Raw genomic sequence first — 17,950 nt, forward strand, 5'->3', positions numbered from 1 at the left:
CATGGATCGGCTGACGGAAGCGGTAGAATCGATTGCCAGCCGTAAAGAGGAGTTGTTCGCATTATTGGCAGAGCTCATCTCTCATCCGACAGTGAGTCCTCCCGCGCGAAACAGCGATGCCGCACAAGGAGTCATCGCCAACAGGCTGCAAGCGATGGAATTCGAAGTGGATCGCTGGACGGTATATCCAGGAGACGACAACATCGTCGGGCGGCTATCAGGGAGTGCTTCAACTCAGGCAAACAGTTTGATTATCAACGGGCATATCGATGTGGCTGAAGTCGGAGATGACACGGGGTGGACCTATCCACCTTTTGCTCTGTCACATGGCAAGGATGGGCGCCTGTACGGCCGTGGTGTTGCCGATATGAAAGGCGGACTTGCAGCGAGCTTGTTTGCGATCCAAATGCTGCGTGAACACGGAATGGAGCTCCAAGGTGATCTGCTTTTTCAATCCGTCATCGGAGAAGAAGCAGGTGAAGCGGGGACATTGGTCGCTATCGAGCGCGGCTATCAGGCTGACTACGCCGTCGTCGTGGATACGAGCAATCTCCAAATGCAAGGACAAGGCGGGGTCATTACAGGCTGGATTACGATTGAGAGTCCGACGACGCTGCATGACGGAATGCGCGCACAGACTATTCATGCGGGTGGGCGCGTGCGGGGAGCTTCTGCCATTGAAAAAATGACGAAGGTGATCACCGCACTTCAGGAGCTGGAGCGGGACTGGGCTGTCATGAAGTCTTATTCTGGCTTCCTGGCAGGCAGCAATACGATCAATCCCGCAGTCATCGAGGGAGGTCGTCACGCTGCGTTCATCGCTGACCGTTGCGCTCTGTGGATTACCGTGCATTTTTATCCGAACGAATCCTATGAAGAGATCATCCGTGAGATCGAGGATCACATCGGGCGTGCAGCAGCAGCTGATCTTTGGCTGAGAGACAATCCCCCAACATTCCGCTGGGGTGGACGTTCGATGATTGAAGAGCGCGGTGAAATCTTCCCTTCACTGGAGTTGGATATCGAGCATCCGGGTCTAGCAGCACTGCAATCCGCATATGAGAGTCAATTGCAGCAAGCACCTGTCGTCAATATGTCGCCGACTGTGACAGATGCAGGCTGGTTCGCGCATGCGGGCATTCCGGCTGTGCTATTCGGACCCGGTGAGCTCACGTATGCGCATGCTGTAGACGAGTCGATTGATCCTGACCAGCTTGTTCATTTTGCCCAGATCATGGCCCGCTTCATTGCCACCTGGTGCAATACCCCAAAGGAAGCGAAGGAGTGAGTATCGCATGACGAACTTTACTGATCGTTTGAGAAAAAGTGTAGCTCCAATCTGGGAGCGTGTTCATCGGCATCCATTCGTCACTGGACTTGGTGATGGCACCTTGCCTGTTGGTGCATTCAAATATTACATGAAACAAGACTACATCTATCTGATTGATTACGCGAAAATGTTCGCGATTGCGAGTGTCAAGGCGTACGATCTGGAAACAAGCTCCAGGTTCGCTGCTTTACAAGAATCGACGCTGAATACAGAGATGGAGCTGCATCGCCAGTATGCCGAGCGCTTTGGCATCTCCCGCGCGGAGCTGGAAGCGACAGAGTCTTCGTTTGTCATGCTGGGGTACACCAGCTACATGCTGCGTGTCGCTCATCAAGGATCGCTGGCGGAATTGGTGAGTGCACTTCTCCCATGCACATGGAGCTATTGGGAAATCGGAAAACGCTTGGCACAAGTAGAAGGGGCCTTGGATCACGAATTGTACGGGGAATGGGTACGCATGTACAGCTCCGATGAATTTGGGCAGCTTGCAATCTGGCTGATTGATATCATGAATCAATTGGCGGAAGGAAAGAGCGAGCAAGAGATGGCTAGAATGGAAGAGTATTTTGTCAATACCTCCAAAATGGAGTACATGTTCTGGGACATGTCCTACAGAGAGGAAATGTGGCCGTGGGAGAACAACTAGCTTTCTCCGATGTCAGCTTTTCGTATGGCGACAAGCAGATTCTCGATCATTTTGATCTGCGTGTGGAAAAAGGAGAGTTTGTCAGCTTGATCGGTCCGAGCGGGATCGGGAAAAGCACCTTGTTTCAACTCATCGCAGGTGTTCTTACGCCGGAACAAGGCGAAATCAGACTCGGCAATGTGCCTGTAGCAAATCGTTTGGGGCAGGTCGGCTATATGCCCCAACGCGATCTGCTCATGCCATGGCGTACGATTGTCGAAAATGCAGCTTTGCCGCTAGAGATCAAAGGTATGACGAAAAAAGAAGCGCATGAGCGAGTCAGACTGCAATTGCCAAGGTACGGCCTTCAGGATTGGGCTGACAGTTATCCAGCCCAGCTTTCCGGTGGAATGCGTCAGCGTGTTTCCTTTTTGCGCGCATTGTTTTCCGGCGCGGAGATGATGCTGTTGGATGAGCCGTTTAGTGCATTGGATGGGATTACGAGAATGGACATGCAAGAGTGGCTGATGGAAAAGTGGCAGGAAACAGGCAGTACGATGCTGATGATTACACATGACATCGACGAAGCTATTTTGCTGGCAGATCGTATTGTTGTGCTGACAGGTAGTCCAATCACCAAGCCGATTGAACTAATCGTTCCGGTGAGCAGACCACGAACGGCAAGCAGTCGCAACCAAGGCGGATTTTTGGCATTGCGTGAACAAATCTGGGAGCTGCTTCGGCAGCAGCGTCAAGAAGCGATGAAGCCGTTGAGGAGAGAAGCATGATGGGGAGAGGCATCTGGTTTGGCATCTCCATCGCCCTTTTTCTCCTGGTGTGGGAAGCTGGGTGTCGCTTCCTCGGAGTGCCGCCATTCATTTTACCGCCACCTAGCGCTGTAGTCGTGTCTTTGTGGGATTTACGTACTTCTCTAGTTGGTGTACATCTTTGGGCGACGTTAAAGGAAGTATTACTTGGCCTATCGATCTCGATTGTGTTTGGAATCTGCCTTGCGTTTGCGATGATTCGCAGTCGGATTGTAGAGCGCTTGGTCTATCCGTATATCGTCATTTCCCAAACGATCCCAATTATAGCATTATCACCCGTGTTTATTTTGTGGTTCGGGTATGATTTATCTGGAAAAATCGCCGTTACGATTCTGTTTACTTTCTTTCCGATCGTCGTCAACACGTATGATGGACTTCGCTCGACGGACAAGGAAATGCTCCAGCTGTTAAAAACGATGGGGGCAACAAACGGACAAATTTTCACGAAGCTGCAACTCCCGTCGAGTTTACCCCATTTCTTCAGTGGTCTCAAAGTGGCGGCTACCTACAGTGTGGCTGGGGCGACGATAGGGGAATGGCTGGGGGCTAGCGAGGGACTCGGGTATTTTGGCAGACGGGCATCAGGCAATTTTCAGGCTCCCGCGTTGTTTGCCTCGGTCCTTTTGCTCTCGATTCTCGGCATGCTGCTTTTCTGGCTGGTAGGACGGATCGAACGCCATTTTTCCCCGCATAAGAAAATCAAAGGAGAACAACAATGAAACCTTTTCAAAAATGGACAAAAGCATTCATGGCACTCACATTGGCAACTGGTCTTGCTGCTTGCGGCAATCAGGCGAGCACAGATGCTGGTCAGACGCAAGCCCCAGTTGATAAAGGAGCGGAACCGACTGAGCTGACGATTGCGCTCGATTGGTATCCGAATGCTGTACATTCCTTCTTGTATACCGCAGAGGAGCAAGGCTATTTCAAAGACGAGAACCTCAAGGTGACCATGCAAATGCCTTCAGACAGCAATGATCCGTTGAAGATGGCGGCTGCGGGCAAAGTAGATTTGGCTATCAGCTATCAACCACAGCTCATCCAAGCGCGTGCCGAAGGAGTTCCTGTCGTATCTGTAGGTGCACTCGTTCGTCATCCGTTAAACGTTATCATGACGCGCCAAGACAGTGGAATCGATACTCCGCAAAAGCTGGCTGGAAAAAATATCGGTTATCCATCACTTCCACTCGATGAATCGATCGTACGTCAAGTTGTGAAGGATGCTGGTGGGGATGATTCCGGGTTGACCTTCACGGATATCGGCTTTGACATCGTTCCAGCGTTGACGGCCAAAAAGGTCGATGCAGTGGTAGGTGGCTATATCAACCATGAGCAACCGATTTTGGAGAAGCACGGCGTTCCAGTCAATGTGTTCAAGCCTTTTGAGTTTGGTGTTCCAGACTACTATGAGCTCGTATTGGCGACCAGTGACGATACGTTGGGCAAAAAGCAGCAAGCTGTGGAAGGTTTCCTGCGTGCGATTGGCAAGGGCCAGGACTATGTGAAAAATAATAAGGAAAAGGCACTCGATCTGTTGTTGTCCAAACAGGCTGGCGATTTCCCGCTGGAAAAAGACATTGAGACCAAGAGCTTGGATATCCTGATTCCGTTGATGGATGCGGGAGAAAAGCCATTTGGATACCAGACGGTGGAATCTTGGCAAACACTGATTGATTGGATGAAAAAAGAGAAGCTGATTACAACTGACGTCAAAGCCGACGAGATGATGCGCGCGCTCGTGAAGTAACCGACGACAAAAAAGAAAGCACCCCCTTTGCACGCTTTTGAGATTCCATTCTCATCTAGCGAGACAGAGGGGGTGTTTTCTATTTGCGTCATGAAGAGCGTGGCAAAAGAATTTCTACTGTCATTCCTTTTCCTATATCGCTTACTAACAGAAGTCGTCCACGATGGGCTGTGGCAATTCGCGCAACCATCGGTAGGCCCAATCCATGACCATTTTGTACGGGCGCTACTCTTTTCGACGAATACGGCAATTCCAGCAAGTCAGGGAGCAATTGTTTTGCGACGCCTTTTCCGTTGTCAGTGACGATGAGGCGAGCGTGCTGCTGGTCAGATGAAAGCATGGTTTGCAAAAGGATGTGACAGCCCTCGGGGTTGTGAACGATGCTGTTTTGAATCAGGTTCGTGATGGCTCGGTGAAGAGAACAGATATCTAACAGTTTTCGCCACATTAACCGTTTCCCTTTCCTATCAAACAGCCTTATAATAGAAGCTGAATGCTTTGAATGAGGAGAAGTTTCCATGGACGACAAACACATAAACAAGACGAATAGCAAATGGGTTATCTGGGGTTTTATTCTCAGCGTACTCGCTTGTGCTGTGTCTATGGTGATATTCATCTACGTGATGCGCAACTAACAGCACTTGATGGAAACGTCAAAAAACCGCTCGCTTACTAGAGCGGTTTTTTGCTGTGACGTTAGCGGGATATCGCTGTTATTTTTCGGACAGCTTCTTCTTGTGACAACTGGTTCAGCTCCGTAAAGCCAAGATTGGACAGGGCAATCGTTTTTCCTTGATAGATCGGGTAAACGCCCTGCCAGAGGCCTGCTGTACTGTACAGCTGTGATCCGCTCACTTTTCGCAAGAACAATAAATAATTCCCTTCCGACAGCGGACCGGGATATTGCAGGTTGAGCGGACTTGAGGCATCGGGAAGCGGCTCTACACCAGTGCTAATCACAGTTAATCGTCTGGATGACGTGCCTTTTATCGTTGTTTTTACTTGGAGGCTTTGTGTGTAATTCACGATCTTGCCTTGGGGAACGGTGCGTCCCGTTGGATAAGGCTGATGAGCACCGCTTACCGATGCGATGACGATCAAGTCTGACCTTTTTACAAGCTCCGCAAGAGAAGGATACGGTGAGGGATCTACATGTACACGCCCGATGTCGGTTTGGGCATGAACGGGGAATGAAAAGGCGCAGAGTAGTGACAAACAGAGCAGCAATCGATAGAACATAAAACCATTTCCTCCAAACGAAAGAAGTCTTGAAGATAGTATGAACGGAATGGGAATCATTCATGCCTATAGACTTTTAGTATAATGGTAATATTCCGAATAAATAGAATTCGTGCTATCATGATGGCGTACTGTGATTTGTTGGTTGAAATCGCCCAGACTATGATGAGGAGGTTATCATGAATCATTTCGTTGCTTTTCGACGTGCCGGTATGTGGTTTTTCGTGTTGGCACTTTTGTTGCAGGTAGCAGCTTCGCCTGCGCTCGCCAGAGAAGAGGCCGCTACTTCCAGTCCTCTTGCCCTCAGCATAGAAAAATTCCTCGCCGATTTGAAAAACGATGAGAATAGCAAGGGGATGTACGCTGGAATCGCAGTCTACGATTTAACCGACAAAAAGTACGTATATAAGCACAATGCCGAGCGTAACTTTATCCCTGCTTCCAACATGAAGCTGTTTACAACAGTCGCTGGCCTGGATAAGCTGGGGCCGGATTATCAGTGGAAGACTGAGGTGTTTGTATCAGGAAAGGTAAATAACGGCGGCATTTTGCAAGGAGATTTGATTTTAAAAGGCTATGGCGATCCTAGTCTGACGCCAGACGATTTGCAACAAATGGCAAAAGCCATCAAAGATGCGGGGATCAAACGAATCAATGGAAACCTGCTTCTCGATGACAGCTATTTCGATGAGGCCAGATTGGGCACGAGCTGGATGTGGGATGACGAACCGTATGGGTACAGCGCTCAGGTAAGTGGATTAGCCGTAAATAAAAACTTTACGACCCTAACCGCAACCCCTGGAAAAACGGTGAACGATGCCCCCGTCCTGACCATGAATCCGGCTACCACATACATAACAGTCACAAACCAGTTGAAAACAACAGAGGGCAAGGAGAGCAACGTGCTTGTCGATCGACCGCGCGGAAAAAATGAAATCATCGTATCCGGCACGATCGGGATACAAGCGGCTCCTTATGATGAAGATGTCACGATGGAAGACCCAGCTTTTTATGTGGGCGATCTATGGAAGGATCAGTTGCTCAAACAAGGGATTGCCTTACATCCAAAGACAGAAGTGAAAAAAACAGTCCTGCAAAGCGGAGTACCGCTCTATACCCACTTGTCCAAACCGTTGGGTGAGATTACGGTGGAGCTGAACAAGGATAGTGACAACTTCTATGCGGAGATGCTCTTAAAGACGCTGGGCGTCACCGAGAAAAGCGAGGGCAGCTTTGAGGCAGGCAGTGAAGCGGTAGCTGACGTGATGAATCGCGCTGGCATTGCGTCGGGCTTCCGCCAGGTCGATGGCTCGGGGTTGTCGAGATTTAATATGATCACTCCCGAACAGATGATCGAAACCCTCATCTTTTTGCAGGAACAAGAATATCGAACGGAATTGGAAAAATCACTCCCAATCGCAGGAGTGGACGGCACATTGAAAAACCGCATGCAAGGAACAAGTGCGGAAAAGAATTTGGTAGCAAAGACAGGTTCGTTAAGCGGAGTCAACACCATGTCGGGTTATGTAACGGCAAAAAATGGTCATAAGCTGGCTTTTTCGATTTTGATCAACGGCATCTATAAATCGAAGTATGCGAGGGAGCTACAGGATCGAATCGGAATTTTGTTAACCACCTACCCTGATATCGCAGCACCGGAAGGATTCAGCCCTCCAGAGAAAAAGACATACCCACTCTCTGCTTTGATCGATCCCATCCTCGATACACCAGAAGCAGCAGGTGTAACGGCTAGCATCATGATCAAATCGTTGGATTCATCAGGTGACCCCATATTATTCGAGAGGGATGCGGACACATTACTTACTCCAGCTTCGAATCTGAAGCTGCTGACGACTGCCACAGCGTTGAACCAGCTTGGTTCGGATTACGTATTCAAAACGGAACTGTATGGAGACGCACCGATCACCTCTACGGGCGTACAACAAGGTAATCTGTATGTGAAAGGATACGGTGACCCTACCTTGCATACGGAGAATGCGCTTCAGGTGCAGGAAGGCGTGTCGATTGAAAAAATAGCAGGGTGGCTCAAGCAACAAGGAATCACGCGTATCAACGGGAATCTCGTGATGGATGAAAGCTACTTTGACCAACAACGGCTGGGCCTCGGCTGGGCATGGGATGACGAGAGCTACTATTACAACCCGACCATTGGCGCTCTTGCTATGAACCGTGGGACGGTCATGATCGAATTTAAGCCCGCTAACGATGCTGGCGAGCCAGTGGAAATCAACGTGCTTCCCAAAACAGCGTATGTGCAAGTGATCAATGAAACCAAGACCGTACAAAAAGGGGAAGAAAATACGTTTGCTATCCTGCGTGACCGTGGAACAAATACCATCAGACTGTCAGGGAACCTCCCGCTTGATCACGAAGGGGATTACGAGCGCGTACCTGTGGAAGAGCCAGCCAAGTACGTTGGAACCGTGCTGAAGGAAACGTTGGAGCAGCAAGGAATTTCGTTTGCTCCGACAAGCGAAGTGCTGATCCAGCCGATTCCCCCAGCAGCAGTGAAATGGACGCAATTTGAGTCTCTGCCGTTGAAGGAGATCGTTGCGTACCTCAACAAGCGCAGTGACAATTACTACGCAGAAATGCTCCTCAAGACGCTCGGAGCCGCAAAGAAAGGGCAGGGGAGCGCAGCCACTGGCGCAGAGGTTGTTCTGGAAACCGTATCTTCGCTCGGCGGGAATACCACCTTTGACATGATGGATGGGTCAGGCTTGACGCGCTACAATCTTATTTCTGCCCGGCAAATCGCATCCGTACTTGAGGGAATGACCAAGGAATCGACATTTGCCACGTATAAAGCATCTTTACCCATAGCGGCCATTGATGGTACTTTGAAAAATCGTTTGAAGGAAACACCCGCAGCGAATAATCTTCATGCGAAAACAGGCTCGATGACAGGGGTGAACACGCTGTCGGGCTATATCACGACCAAAGGCGGGGAGAAGCTCATTGTTTCGATAATGTTCAATGGACATGTCGAAGATGAAGAGCTATTTACCAAGATGCAGGACCAGATCATTACGATACTGGCTAGTTATGAATAAGAATATCGCAAAAAAGGAGCCCTACTACCGGGAGCTCCTTTTTAGGTTGTTATCGAAGCATGAACTGGGTCAATGCCTGTAGCGGTCAATCAGCGGGAGACATATCTATATTCAGATCAGGAAGCAGGCGAAGTACAGAACAGCGGTGAAGGAGGGGAAAAAGAGAAGATGCACCCTGCACTCTTTCATTGGAAGCGTTTGGAGCAAGTCGTATCAGAAGTGCTAGTACAGGCAGGTGCCAGACGCGAGCATGCAAGGCTTGTCGCTGAATCTCTCGTCCATGCTGATTTGCGAGGCATTGAGTCCCATGGTCTGGAGAGGTTGCCGATTTATCTCCAACGAATCGTAGCTGGCTTGATCGAATTGAACGAGGAACCAGTGGTATGGAAACAGGAGGGAGCAACAGCTCTGGTAGACGGCAAAAACCAGCTGGGTGCGGTAGTCGGGGTTGTGGCATTGGAGGAAGCGATCAAGCTGTCGCGGCAGATGGGAATCGGGATAGTTGGTGTTCGTCATTCCAACCACTTTGGCTCTTGTTCATACTATGCCGAACGAGCGATAGCAGAAGGAATGATTCTTCTTGTCCTTTCCAATGCCCCTGAAGCGATGGCACCGACTGGAGGGATTCGCCCTTTTTTCGGAACGAATCCAATTGCGGTGGGAATACCGGCAGGGGAAGAGCCATCCTTTTTGTTAGATATGGCCACGAGTGTCGCTGCCAGGGGAAAAATCGCCTTGGCCGTTAAAAAAGGGGAATCCATTCCTGCGGATTGGGCTATCGATCGCAACGGGAAGGAAACGACTGATCCCAAACAAGCCTTGCTAGGCTCACTTTTGCCGATCGGGGGAGCAAAGGGTTACGGATTGGCGATGTTCATCGATATTTTGTGTGGGCTGCTAACGGGTGCAGCGACGGGACCACATGTAAAAAGCTTATATGACAACTGGAACGATCCTCAAAACGTCGGACATCTTTTCTTGACGGTGAATATTGAACGATTTATGCCACTGCCCGATTTTTGTGCCAATATGGATGCGTACATCCGTGAGGTGAAAAGCGTTCCTATGAAAGAAGGCGTATCCGAAATTTTCATACCAGGGGAAATCGAGAGCCGAAAAAAGCAACAACGCATAGAAAATGGCATTCCATTCAATCCGAATCTGACTGAAGAACTCAGCCAATTATGCCGCACCTATGGAGTCGATTTGCAGGCAGCGTATCACATCCCCTAACCAGATTTCTTTCGCCGATGGTTTCAAGGACAATGCATCGCACATAGACTAATGTCATCGGTTTGGAAAGGAGTGAACCGCCTATGCAACGACATATGTGCAAAGGCAAAATTCACAGGGCGACAGTTACGCAGGCCGAACTGGATTACGTGGGGAGTATCACGATTGACGTTGCCCTTATGAATGCGGCAGATATCAAGCCATATGAAATCGTGCAAATAACCAGTCTGCGTAATGCGACGCGCTGGAAAACATACGCGTTACCCGGAGCATCGGGGAGCGGAGTCATCTGCCTGAACGGTCCACCTGCCCATTTATTCTCGCCAGGAGATATGGTCATCATTTTGAGTATGGGCATGTACGATGAATCCGAGATCGAACAGCTCATTCCCAGGGTCGTCTTTGTGGACGAACGGAATCGTATCACGAAAATAGAGGAGCATCATCTGATAAAGAATGGAGAGACACTGCCATAAAACCGCCAAACGTTGGAAAATGGGGCAAGCATCAGCACTTGGTCAAAGATGAATTTTTGCAGGAGCATTTGCCCAAAACCCGCGTGTACTCTCCTGAAGAGCTATGGCAGTATGCAGAAGCATTTACACATGTGATGCTGAAGCCTTCGGGAGGCGGCGGTGGGGCAGGAATTATTCAAGTAACAGCGCGAGGAGAAGAGAATTATTTGGTGCATAGTGGGAGTCATCGGCGTCTCGTGACTGGGAAGGAAGCCACGATTACATATGTGGAATCGTTGTTTCGACCAAAAACATACCTGCTCCAGCCGCGTATCCCACTCGGTAAAATCAACGGCAAGCCTTTTGATGTGCGTGTCATGATTCAGCGAAGGAACAGGAAAGAGTCTTGGGTCATAACAGGGTGGTGTGCAAAGCTTGCAGGTCCGGGCTTTGTTGTGACAAATGTAGCTCGCAGCCGTGGAAAAGTATTGCCTGTTCGCACGGCAATCAAGCTGTCGGATATAGAAGCTGGCCCGCATCTCTTGAGTGAAATCCGCATGGTAGCTGCGGCGGCCGCTCATCGATTGGGAAGAGCCTATCCGACACTTCGTGAGATCGGTTTGGACTTAGGGATTGATGTGGATGGCAAACCGTGGATTATTGAAGCGAACTTCCGACCATCCCTTTCTCTCTTTCAAAAACTGGAGGATCAGTCCTTTTACAAACGAATTGTCTCCATGAGAAAACGATAAGAGGAGAACCACTTGTCGATGTTCAAACGGTAAGAAATGGGCAGGTGGTTTTCCCTGTTTTTCTACTTACAATTATCGTGTGAATTATGATAATGATCTTGCAATTACAACTATGACGCTGCTACTAGCTAAGGAACGCAAAAGTTGATAGAATGCCTCTCAATAAGGTGGGAGGTAATATACACGTCGATGATAACTTTGTCTAAGAAAGAAATGCTGCTGGTCAGTTTTATGCTGTTTTCGATGTTTTTTGGTGCGGGGAACCTTATTTTTCCACCCTATCTAGGTCAAGAGGCTGGAACCAATGTTTGGCTGTCGATTGTAGGCTTTGTGTTATCTGCTGTCGGTCTTCCCATCCTTGGGGTGATCGCCATCGCAAAAGCAGGGAGCTTTTACCAATTAGCGAGTCGTGTTCATCCAAGCTTTGCTCTTATTTTTCCTATTTTGATTTATGTGTCGATTGGACCCGCACTTGCGATCCCACGTGCAGGCAGTCTTGCGTACGAGATGGGGATGGCTCCATTTTTGCCGGCACAAGCCGCTGATTCTACCTGGAGTCTTTTCCTCTATACGATCGTATTTTTTGGCATTGTTTTTTGGTTTAGTCTTACTCCTTCCAAATTGATTGATCGCTTTGGGAAAATACTAACTCCTGCGCTTTTGACCATGATTGCATTGATCTACATCAAGAGCTTATTCACACCACTGGGCCCAACGGGGATACCGGCAGGAAATTATGCCACTAATCCGGTTGTGCAAGGTTTTCTGGACGGGTATTTAACGATGGACGCTTTGGCTGCACTCGTATTTGGTATTGTGATTGCCAACACGCTGCGGAGCAAGGGAATCGAAGACAAAAAGCAACTGTCCACGAATATGATCAAAGCAGGTCTCGGAGCAGGTATGCTGCTAACATTTATTTATGTCATTTTGGGATTGCTGGGTTCATCCGGTGCCTCTTTAGGTAGGCCGGAGAATGGCGGGCTGCTCCTGACCGCTATCATGAGACAGCTTTTTGGGACAAGCGGTACACTGATTCTTGGTGTCATCTTTACCGTTGCCTGCCTCTGTGTATCAATTGGACTCGTAACTTCTTGCAGTCAATACTTTCATGGACGATTCAGCCGTTTGTCGTACAATAAATGGGCAGTGATTCTCTGTGTTCTGAGCATGGGAGTGGCAAACTTGGGACTATCGGAGATTTTAAGTGTATCTGTTCCAATCCTGGGCGCTATTTATCCAATTGCGATCGTGCTTATTTTATTGGCGTTGCTTGAGCGCTGGATACCTGAGCATTCGTCTGTGTATATGATGACTGTTGCAGTTGTGACGGTTTTTGGTGTCGTGGATTTGATGAATCTTACTTTTTTTAATAAGAGCTGGAACGATATCTTGGGTGTTCTTCCGTTTTATAAGGAAGGGGCCGGGTGGATCATGCCAGCGTTATTCGCTGGTTTTGTCGGTATTCTGCTCGATTTTCGTAAAAGGACAAACCGTACAAGAACAGGACCAACGACTTCTTCATCAAAATAAGTTAGCATGCAAGAGAGGGCTTCGTTTTCGCGAAGCTCTCTTGTTGTGGAAGAAGCATTTTGTTACTTTTTTCGAGGTTCATTCGTATTAAAAGTGTTAAAGCGTAAAAGAGTCGTTGAGGAGGTTCATTGCGTGAAAGTAGCACCTGTTGCGGAAGGTCAGCGAATTCGACAGCTAGACGGGATTAGAGGCTTTGCCCTCTTTGGGATCTTGCTGGTGAATATGCCGTCATTTATGTATCCGCTCTTGTTTTTACCAGATGCAGGGATGGTCAATACCCATTCGGATATAGATGGTTGGATACGGCTTTTGTTTAACATGTTTGTACAGACGAAGTTTTACACCATCTTCTCGTTTTTGTTTGGGGTAGGCTTTTTTCTGTTTATGCATCGTGCCGAGAGCAAACAGCTGCCTTATCAAAGCCTGTTTACTCGCAGATTATTGGTGCTGCTGATTGTGGGAATGGCACATCTTGTTTTCCTCTGGTATGGAGACATTCTTCATACGTACGCCTTAGCTGGTTTTCTTTTGTTGCTGTTTTACCACAGGCAAGAAAAGACGATCAAAAGATGGGCGTGGACGCTCTTGATTGGTATGCAGGCCTTGTCAGCTCTGATGCTGACCGTTCCTGAGGACCTCGTTCCTGTACCAGATCAGTCACCGCTCATACAAAAAGCTATCGATGCTTATACCAATGGGTCGATTATCGAGTGGTTCCAATTCCGGGTTGCTCACGAAATTCCAGTGGTTTTCTCCCTTGAGTTCTTTGTTATCCTATCTGTACTGCCGCTCTTTTTATTCGGATTTCTGGCAGCCAAGCGGGGAGTATTTGAGAGGACCGAAGAATTTATTCCAGTCATTCGCCGCGTATGGTGGCTGGCACTGGGCTTGAGTGCTGTGCTTGTACCGATGATTCCGCTCGTTCAATTTGGTATCGTAAAATTTCCAGCCTCGATCTCGATCGCCGTTCAGACATTTGTTACTTGGAGCGGTCTTAGCCTGTGCGCTTTTTACATCACGTCACTGCTGCTTCTTTATCGGAAAGAGAGCGGCAAGCGCATGTTGAAGCATTTGGAACCGGTCGGCAGAATGGCGCTGAGCAACTATTTGAGTCAAACCATTATTGCAGTAGTGGTTGTGCGTGTTGGACATTTGTACGGAACGCCTGGGTTGGCTCTCGGATTGGTGTTTAGCTTGGTAATCTTCATTGCACAAATCTTCGTGAGTCGCTGGTGGCTCGCCAACTATCAGTTTGGTCCGGCAGAATGGCTTTGGCGCTGTTTGACATATGGAAAATTTGTACCAATGAAAAGATAAGGAGGATCTCATGCAATTTGACACTATCATGACAATTGCTGTCGTGCTTGTGCTGACATCCTGTTATTTTTATTTGTGGAAATGGCTTTGTTCGAAAACGTCCAGGTAATCTGGGCGTTTTTTTGTACCTTCAGCGTAAGGGTAGAGCATAGGATAAAAGTGGCAGGATTGGGGCAAAATTTTCCTATCTCACATGCCTCGTAACATGCAGCAGCGCTCTGACAGTAGGAAGGAGAAAGAGGATGGCTGGCAACTGGATTCCGTTTTTGATCGGCTCCTTTGTAGGATCGATGGCTGCACTCATCGTGGTGGGACTGCTATTAATCTGTCTTTTTCGACCTCTTACCCAGTGGGTGCTCGCCAAGTTCATGAAGCGCCTCATGTCAGACCGCTATCCGGAAAATATTTTTGAGATGGTCTCCGCAATGACCAAAGTCAGTCCACGCTACATTTTGGAGAATAGCTTGCGAGCAGCTACTGGCCAAGCCATCGAACGTCCTTTCGGGAGTCCGCGCAAGTTCTTAAACTTCGATAGCTTGATATTTTCGCCCGCTCAGTTGGCCGTGCTACCTTCTAGCGAGGATACTGAAGTGGATATGCAAATCACGATTGGACCCATGGCAAAAAAACCGTTAACTTTGGACATTCCGCTCATGGTAGGGGGCATGGGGTACGGTATCGGTGTGAGTGCCGATGTGAAAATCGCGATTGCAAAAGGAACGGCCGCAGTGGGGACTTTGACGAATACGGGGGAAGGTCCGTTATTGCCGGAAGAAAGGAAATTCGCCAAACATCTGGTGCTCCAATACAACTCGGGAAAGTGGGCAAAGGAACCGGAAATTTTGCGACAGGCAGATGCCATCGAAATCCATTTTGGGCAGGGGGCCACAGCAGCTGCCGCGAGCTTTATTCCCGCTGAATATATTCAGGGAAGAGCTGCTGAAATCATGGGAGTCCAGGATGAAGAAATGATCATCATTCCTTCGCGGCAGCCGGAAGTATCGAAGCCGGAGGATCTCAAGAAGCTCGTTGACAAGTTGCGCACGATAACAGACGGCGTCCCGATTGGCGTCAAAATCTGTGCGAGTGCCGTTCTTGAAAAAGACCTGGAGATTGCGATCCAAGCCGGCGTAGATTTCATCAGTATCGATGGTGGACAAGCGGGAACAAAAGGAGGACCTCCAATCTTGGAGGATGATTTCGGTTTGCCGACCATTTATGCGCTGACCCGGGCTGTGCGCTATTTGAAGAAAAAAGGTGTGAAAGAACGAATTACCTTATTGTCTGGGGGCGGATATAATACCCCGGGTGAATGCTTGAAAGCTATTGCTTTGGGAGCAGATGGCATATTTATGGGGACGGCTGTTCTGTGGGCGATGACTCATGATCAGGTGACAAAAGCAATACCGTGGGAACCACCAACAGAGCTGACCACCTATCCAGGGAGCTTGAAAAACAAGTTCGATCCCGATTCAGCCACGAAATACTTGGCTAACTTTTTTCTTTCGTTTGTGGATGAGATGGAAATAGCAATCCTCGCTCTGGGGAAAACGTCTCTTCGTGAGGTTACGGCTGCGGATCTCGTCTCACTCGATGAGATGACGAGCAAAGTGACGAAAGTACCCCTTGCCTATCATTCATCTTCTTCCAGTTAAACAGCTTGATAGACGTACGAATGGGAGGGATTCGTATCGAACAGAGGATCATCCAAATCAAGTCGGCTGCACAGTATAACGGATGGACCATGACGCAGACGTGGGAGCATCTTCTTTTTTTACATTGGGCGATTTCTCCAGCGTCTATCCAAGCGCTGATTCCAGCAGGACTTGAGCTCGATACTTACGATGGCAAGGCATGGATCAGTATTATTCCGTTTTTGCTGAGCAGCGTGCGTTTGCGTCGGATGCCATCCGTACCATTCACGACGACATTCCCTGAAATCAATGTCCGGACGTATGTGAAGGCGAAAGGGAAGACGGGCGTATACTTTCTTTCGCTGGATGCATCAAATCCTCTTGTGATCAAAATTGCAACGTATTGGTACCGACTGCCATATTATCAGGCCCAGATGGCCTTTCAACCACAAGGGGATCGGATCGATTTTACCTCTCGACGTATATCTGGTCTACCTCATTCCCCCTCGTTCGAAGGTAGCTACCAGCCTCGCGCTGACAAATTTTTCGCCAAAGAGGGAACGCTGGTGCATTGGTTAACGGAGCGATACACGCTTTTTTGCAGGTGTAACAGAACAAAGCAAATGATGTATGCGGATGTGGTGCACGAACCATGGCAGCTACAGGAGGCAGCCTTCCATATTCGTGAAAACTCGATGACCGAAAACCTGTCGATCCCACTAGCGGATTCTCCAGATCTTGCACTGTATTCACGTGGGGTACAAAGTCTTATTTGGCCGATTCGAAGTCTAGCGGATCTATCTTCGGATCAAGGTGGATATTCGTGACTGATACCAGTACAACAGGGTATCAGTCTTTTTCGATTTGAGGCTTGTCAGACTGACTTTTGGTCGGTAAGATGGGAGGTAGCACTTTTTTTCGTAAAAAAGGAAGGATCTGGTATTTGGTTATGGCTCGAAAAGAACGAATTGGTGAGTTGGATCTGATCCGGGCCTTTGCATTCTTGGCTGTGGTTTATCAGCATGTCATTGGTGTGTATATCCGTGAGCCGGGATTGACAGAGCAGGTGTCGATTATCTACGGAATGGTGTTTCATTTGCTAAAATTCGCGGTACCAGCATTCATTTTCATCACGGGTCTTGTTTTGTTTTACAACTACTCCGAAAAAGTGAACTATATTTCCTTCACGCGTAAACGGATAACGGAGATTTTGGTTCCGTATGGAATATGGTCGGTGGTTTATCTTTATTTCATGGAAAAGCCCTTGGGTGAGGGCGCAGCGTTCGTTTGGAATGTAAGCAAAAATTTCCTGACAGGGACATCCTCTTATCATCTGTGGTTCGTCGTGATGATTTTTCAGTTCTATCTTTTGTATCCGTTTTGGCGAAGAGTATTTGAACTTTTCCGCAGATTCGTGACAAGTCGCTTCCGTCTCGTTGTCGCTCTTGGAGTTACCGGATTGATTTATGGGGGCCTCATGTGGTTTTCAGCGAGATACATCCCGGCGCACGGCTTCCGCTTCGATATGAATTGGTTGGATACGTATTTCATCAAATACCGCGATCGCAATGCGTTCTATTATTTCTATTACTTTTTGTTTGGTGGCTTGGTCGCCTTCACGTTGCCAGCATTTCGTGCAATGTTGAAAAGATACTGGCAATGGATCATCGTTTCGGTTGGTGTCCTGTACGCAGTCATTGGCTATGAACTTTTCCGTTATTCAGGGGAAGGCAAGATTGATTTAAATGTCGCGACGTCATTGAAACCGTCCATGTTCCTCTATACAATGGCTTGTTTGCTGGCTGTGTACGGTCTCTGCCTATGGTTGAGCAAAAAGCAATCAAAATGGACACATTGGCTAGGACTCCTTGGGAAATATTCGTATGGAGCTTATTTGATTCATGCGCTGATCTTGACGTACTTGATGAAAGGTTTGCGCGGGCTTCAGCTTTTTCACACAGGTGTGTGGGGAAGTGTGGTAGCATTCGTCTTGTGCGCCATTCTTTCTTTTGCCATATCATATGGGCTAGGAAAACTGCCGTTTGGTTCATGGCTGGTGGGGGCAGCAGAGAAAAAGACAAAAAAGATCCCGTCCTCTCAAAAGGAATGGCAAAATGCAGGTTAATCGAAAGCAGTTTGGCCAGATGTAGAAATAGTAGGGGGATGAAGGGAGAAGCGAGTCGT

Annotated in this window: 16 protein-coding genes; 14 read left to right on the top strand and 2 right to left on the bottom strand. The window is 48.4% G+C overall.

Translation table 11 applies throughout. The features are described 5' to 3' along the window. Position 1: 1 nt before the first annotated feature. Genes C7R93_RS21965 through C7R93_RS21985 form a run of 5 tightly spaced genes read left to right on the top strand, consistent with a single transcriptional unit; the run spans position 2 to position 4,529 of the window. Entirely contained in the window at positions 2-1,288 is a 1,287-nt protein-coding gene (locus C7R93_RS21965) for an acetylornithine deacetylase (protein WP_106840812.1), read from the top strand. Between the two features lie 7 nt (positions 1,289-1,295). Continuing rightward, positions 1,296-1,976, top strand: coding sequence for a thiaminase II (gene tenA / locus C7R93_RS21970; protein ID WP_106840813.1), 681 nt, complete (start codon positions 1,296-1,298; stop codon positions 1,974-1,976). After that, positions 1,961-2,743 carry an ABC transporter ATP-binding protein gene (locus tag C7R93_RS21975; RefSeq protein ID WP_106840814.1) on the top strand — a complete coding sequence of 261 codons (783 nt, stop codon included), beginning with the start codon at positions 1,961-1,963 and terminating at the stop codon, positions 2,741-2,743. Before tenA ends, C7R93_RS21975 begins: the two co-directional genes overlap by 16 nt. Further along, a complete protein-coding gene (locus C7R93_RS21980; RefSeq protein ID WP_106840815.1) occupies positions 2,743-3,501 on the top strand; it encodes an ABC transporter permease in 759 nt (252 codons plus the stop codon). The genes C7R93_RS21975 and C7R93_RS21980 overlap by 1 nt, the downstream gene beginning before the upstream one ends. After that, positions 3,498-4,529, top strand: coding sequence for an ABC transporter substrate-binding protein (locus C7R93_RS21985; RefSeq protein ID WP_106840816.1), 1,032 nt, complete (start codon positions 3,498-3,500; stop codon positions 4,527-4,529). Before C7R93_RS21980 ends, C7R93_RS21985 begins: the two co-directional genes overlap by 4 nt. Before the next feature lie 88 nt (positions 4,530-4,617). On the opposite strand, the gene C7R93_RS21990 is transcribed toward C7R93_RS21985, so the two are convergent. Next, a complete protein-coding gene (locus tag C7R93_RS21990; RefSeq protein ID WP_244191615.1) occupies positions 4,618-4,977 on the bottom strand; it encodes an ATP-binding protein in 360 nt (119 codons plus the stop codon). Between the two features lie 248 nt (positions 4,978-5,225). Beyond that, positions 5,226-5,768: a hypothetical protein gene (locus C7R93_RS21995; protein WP_106840818.1), complete on the bottom strand. Its 543-nt coding sequence runs from the start codon at positions 5,766-5,768 to the stop codon at positions 5,226-5,228. Between the two features lie 179 nt (positions 5,769-5,947). Between C7R93_RS21995 and dacB the strand changes: the two genes are divergently transcribed. The 9 genes from dacB to C7R93_RS22040 all read left to right on the top strand — a co-directional run bounded on the left by dacB (position 5,948) and on the right by C7R93_RS22040 (position 17,891). Continuing rightward, positions 5,948-8,842, top strand: a complete 2,895-nt coding sequence (gene dacB / locus C7R93_RS22000; RefSeq protein ID WP_106840819.1) for a D-alanyl-D-alanine carboxypeptidase/D-alanyl-D-alanine endopeptidase — start codon at positions 5,948-5,950, stop codon at positions 8,840-8,842. Between the two features lie 168 nt (positions 8,843-9,010). Beyond that, positions 9,011-10,075 carry an Ldh family oxidoreductase gene (locus tag C7R93_RS22005; protein WP_106840844.1) on the top strand — a complete coding sequence of 355 codons (1,065 nt, stop codon included), beginning with the start codon at positions 9,011-9,013 and terminating at the stop codon, positions 10,073-10,075. An 83-nt stretch (positions 10,076-10,158) separates the two neighbouring features. Then, complete coding sequence (gene panD / locus C7R93_RS22010; protein ID WP_106840820.1) at positions 10,159-10,551, top strand: aspartate 1-decarboxylase; 393 nt, start codon at positions 10,159-10,161, stop codon at positions 10,549-10,551. A gap of 38 nt (positions 10,552-10,589) precedes the next feature. Then, positions 10,590-11,282, top strand: coding sequence for a YheC/YheD family protein (locus tag C7R93_RS22015; RefSeq protein WP_244191616.1), 693 nt, complete (start codon positions 10,590-10,592; stop codon positions 11,280-11,282). A 189-nt stretch (positions 11,283-11,471) separates the two neighbouring features. Further along, a complete protein-coding gene (gene brnQ / locus C7R93_RS22020) occupies positions 11,472-12,815 on the top strand; it encodes a branched-chain amino acid transport system II carrier protein (protein ID WP_106840822.1) in 1,344 nt (447 codons plus the stop codon). A 132-nt stretch (positions 12,816-12,947) separates the two neighbouring features. After that, entirely contained in the window at positions 12,948-14,132 is a 1,185-nt protein-coding gene (locus C7R93_RS22025; protein ID WP_106840823.1) for a DUF418 domain-containing protein, read from the top strand. Positions 14,133-14,374: 242 nt separating this feature from the next. Next, positions 14,375-15,787 (top strand): FMN-binding glutamate synthase family protein, encoded by a 1,413-nt coding sequence (locus C7R93_RS22030; protein ID WP_106840824.1) that lies wholly within the window; start codon positions 14,375-14,377, stop codon positions 15,785-15,787. Positions 15,788-15,807: 20 nt separating this feature from the next. Continuing rightward, complete coding sequence (locus tag C7R93_RS22035; protein ID WP_244191617.1) at positions 15,808-16,593, top strand: YqjF family protein; 786 nt, start codon at positions 15,808-15,810, stop codon at positions 16,591-16,593. 122 nt (positions 16,594-16,715) lie between these two features. Beyond that, a complete protein-coding gene (locus C7R93_RS22040; RefSeq protein WP_106840845.1) occupies positions 16,716-17,891 on the top strand; it encodes an acyltransferase in 1,176 nt (391 codons plus the stop codon). The last annotated feature ends 59 nt before the right edge of the window (positions 17,892-17,950 follow it).

It is taken from the genome of Brevibacillus fortis, assembly GCF_003013395.1.
GTDB classification, from domain to species: domain Bacteria; phylum Bacillota; class Bacilli; order Brevibacillales; family Brevibacillaceae; genus Brevibacillus; species Brevibacillus fortis.

Coding starts and splice junctions, on each gene's coding strand:
- C7R93_RS21965 (WP_106840812.1), top strand. CDS start 2: ATGGATCGGCTGACGGAAGCGGTAGAATCGATTGCCAGCCGTAAAGAG.
- tenA (WP_106840813.1), top strand. CDS start 1,296: ATGACGAACTTTACTGATCGTTTGAGAAAAAGTGTAGCTCCAATCTGG.
- C7R93_RS21980 (WP_106840815.1), top strand. CDS start 2,743: ATGGGGAGAGGCATCTGGTTTGGCATCTCCATCGCCCTTTTTCTCCTG.
- C7R93_RS21985 (WP_106840816.1), top strand. CDS start 3,498: ATGAAACCTTTTCAAAAATGGACAAAAGCATTCATGGCACTCACATTG.
- C7R93_RS21990 (WP_244191615.1), bottom strand. CDS start 4,977: ATGTGGCGAAAACTGTTAGATATCTGTTCTCTTCACCGAGCCATCACG.
- C7R93_RS21995 (WP_106840818.1), bottom strand. CDS start 5,768: ATGTTCTATCGATTGCTGCTCTGTTTGTCACTACTCTGCGCCTTTTCA.
- dacB (WP_106840819.1), top strand. CDS start 5,948: ATGAATCATTTCGTTGCTTTTCGACGTGCCGGTATGTGGTTTTTCGTG.
- C7R93_RS22005 (WP_106840844.1), top strand. CDS start 9,011: ATGCACCCTGCACTCTTTCATTGGAAGCGTTTGGAGCAAGTCGTATCA.
- panD (WP_106840820.1), top strand. CDS start 10,159: ATGCAACGACATATGTGCAAAGGCAAAATTCACAGGGCGACAGTTACG.
- brnQ (WP_106840822.1), top strand. CDS start 11,472: ATGATAACTTTGTCTAAGAAAGAAATGCTGCTGGTCAGTTTTATGCTG.
- C7R93_RS22030 (WP_106840824.1), top strand. CDS start 14,375: ATGGCTGGCAACTGGATTCCGTTTTTGATCGGCTCCTTTGTAGGATCG.
- C7R93_RS22035 (WP_244191617.1), top strand. CDS start 15,808: ATGGGAGGGATTCGTATCGAACAGAGGATCATCCAAATCAAGTCGGCT.
- C7R93_RS22040 (WP_106840845.1), top strand. CDS start 16,716: ATGGCTCGAAAAGAACGAATTGGTGAGTTGGATCTGATCCGGGCCTTT.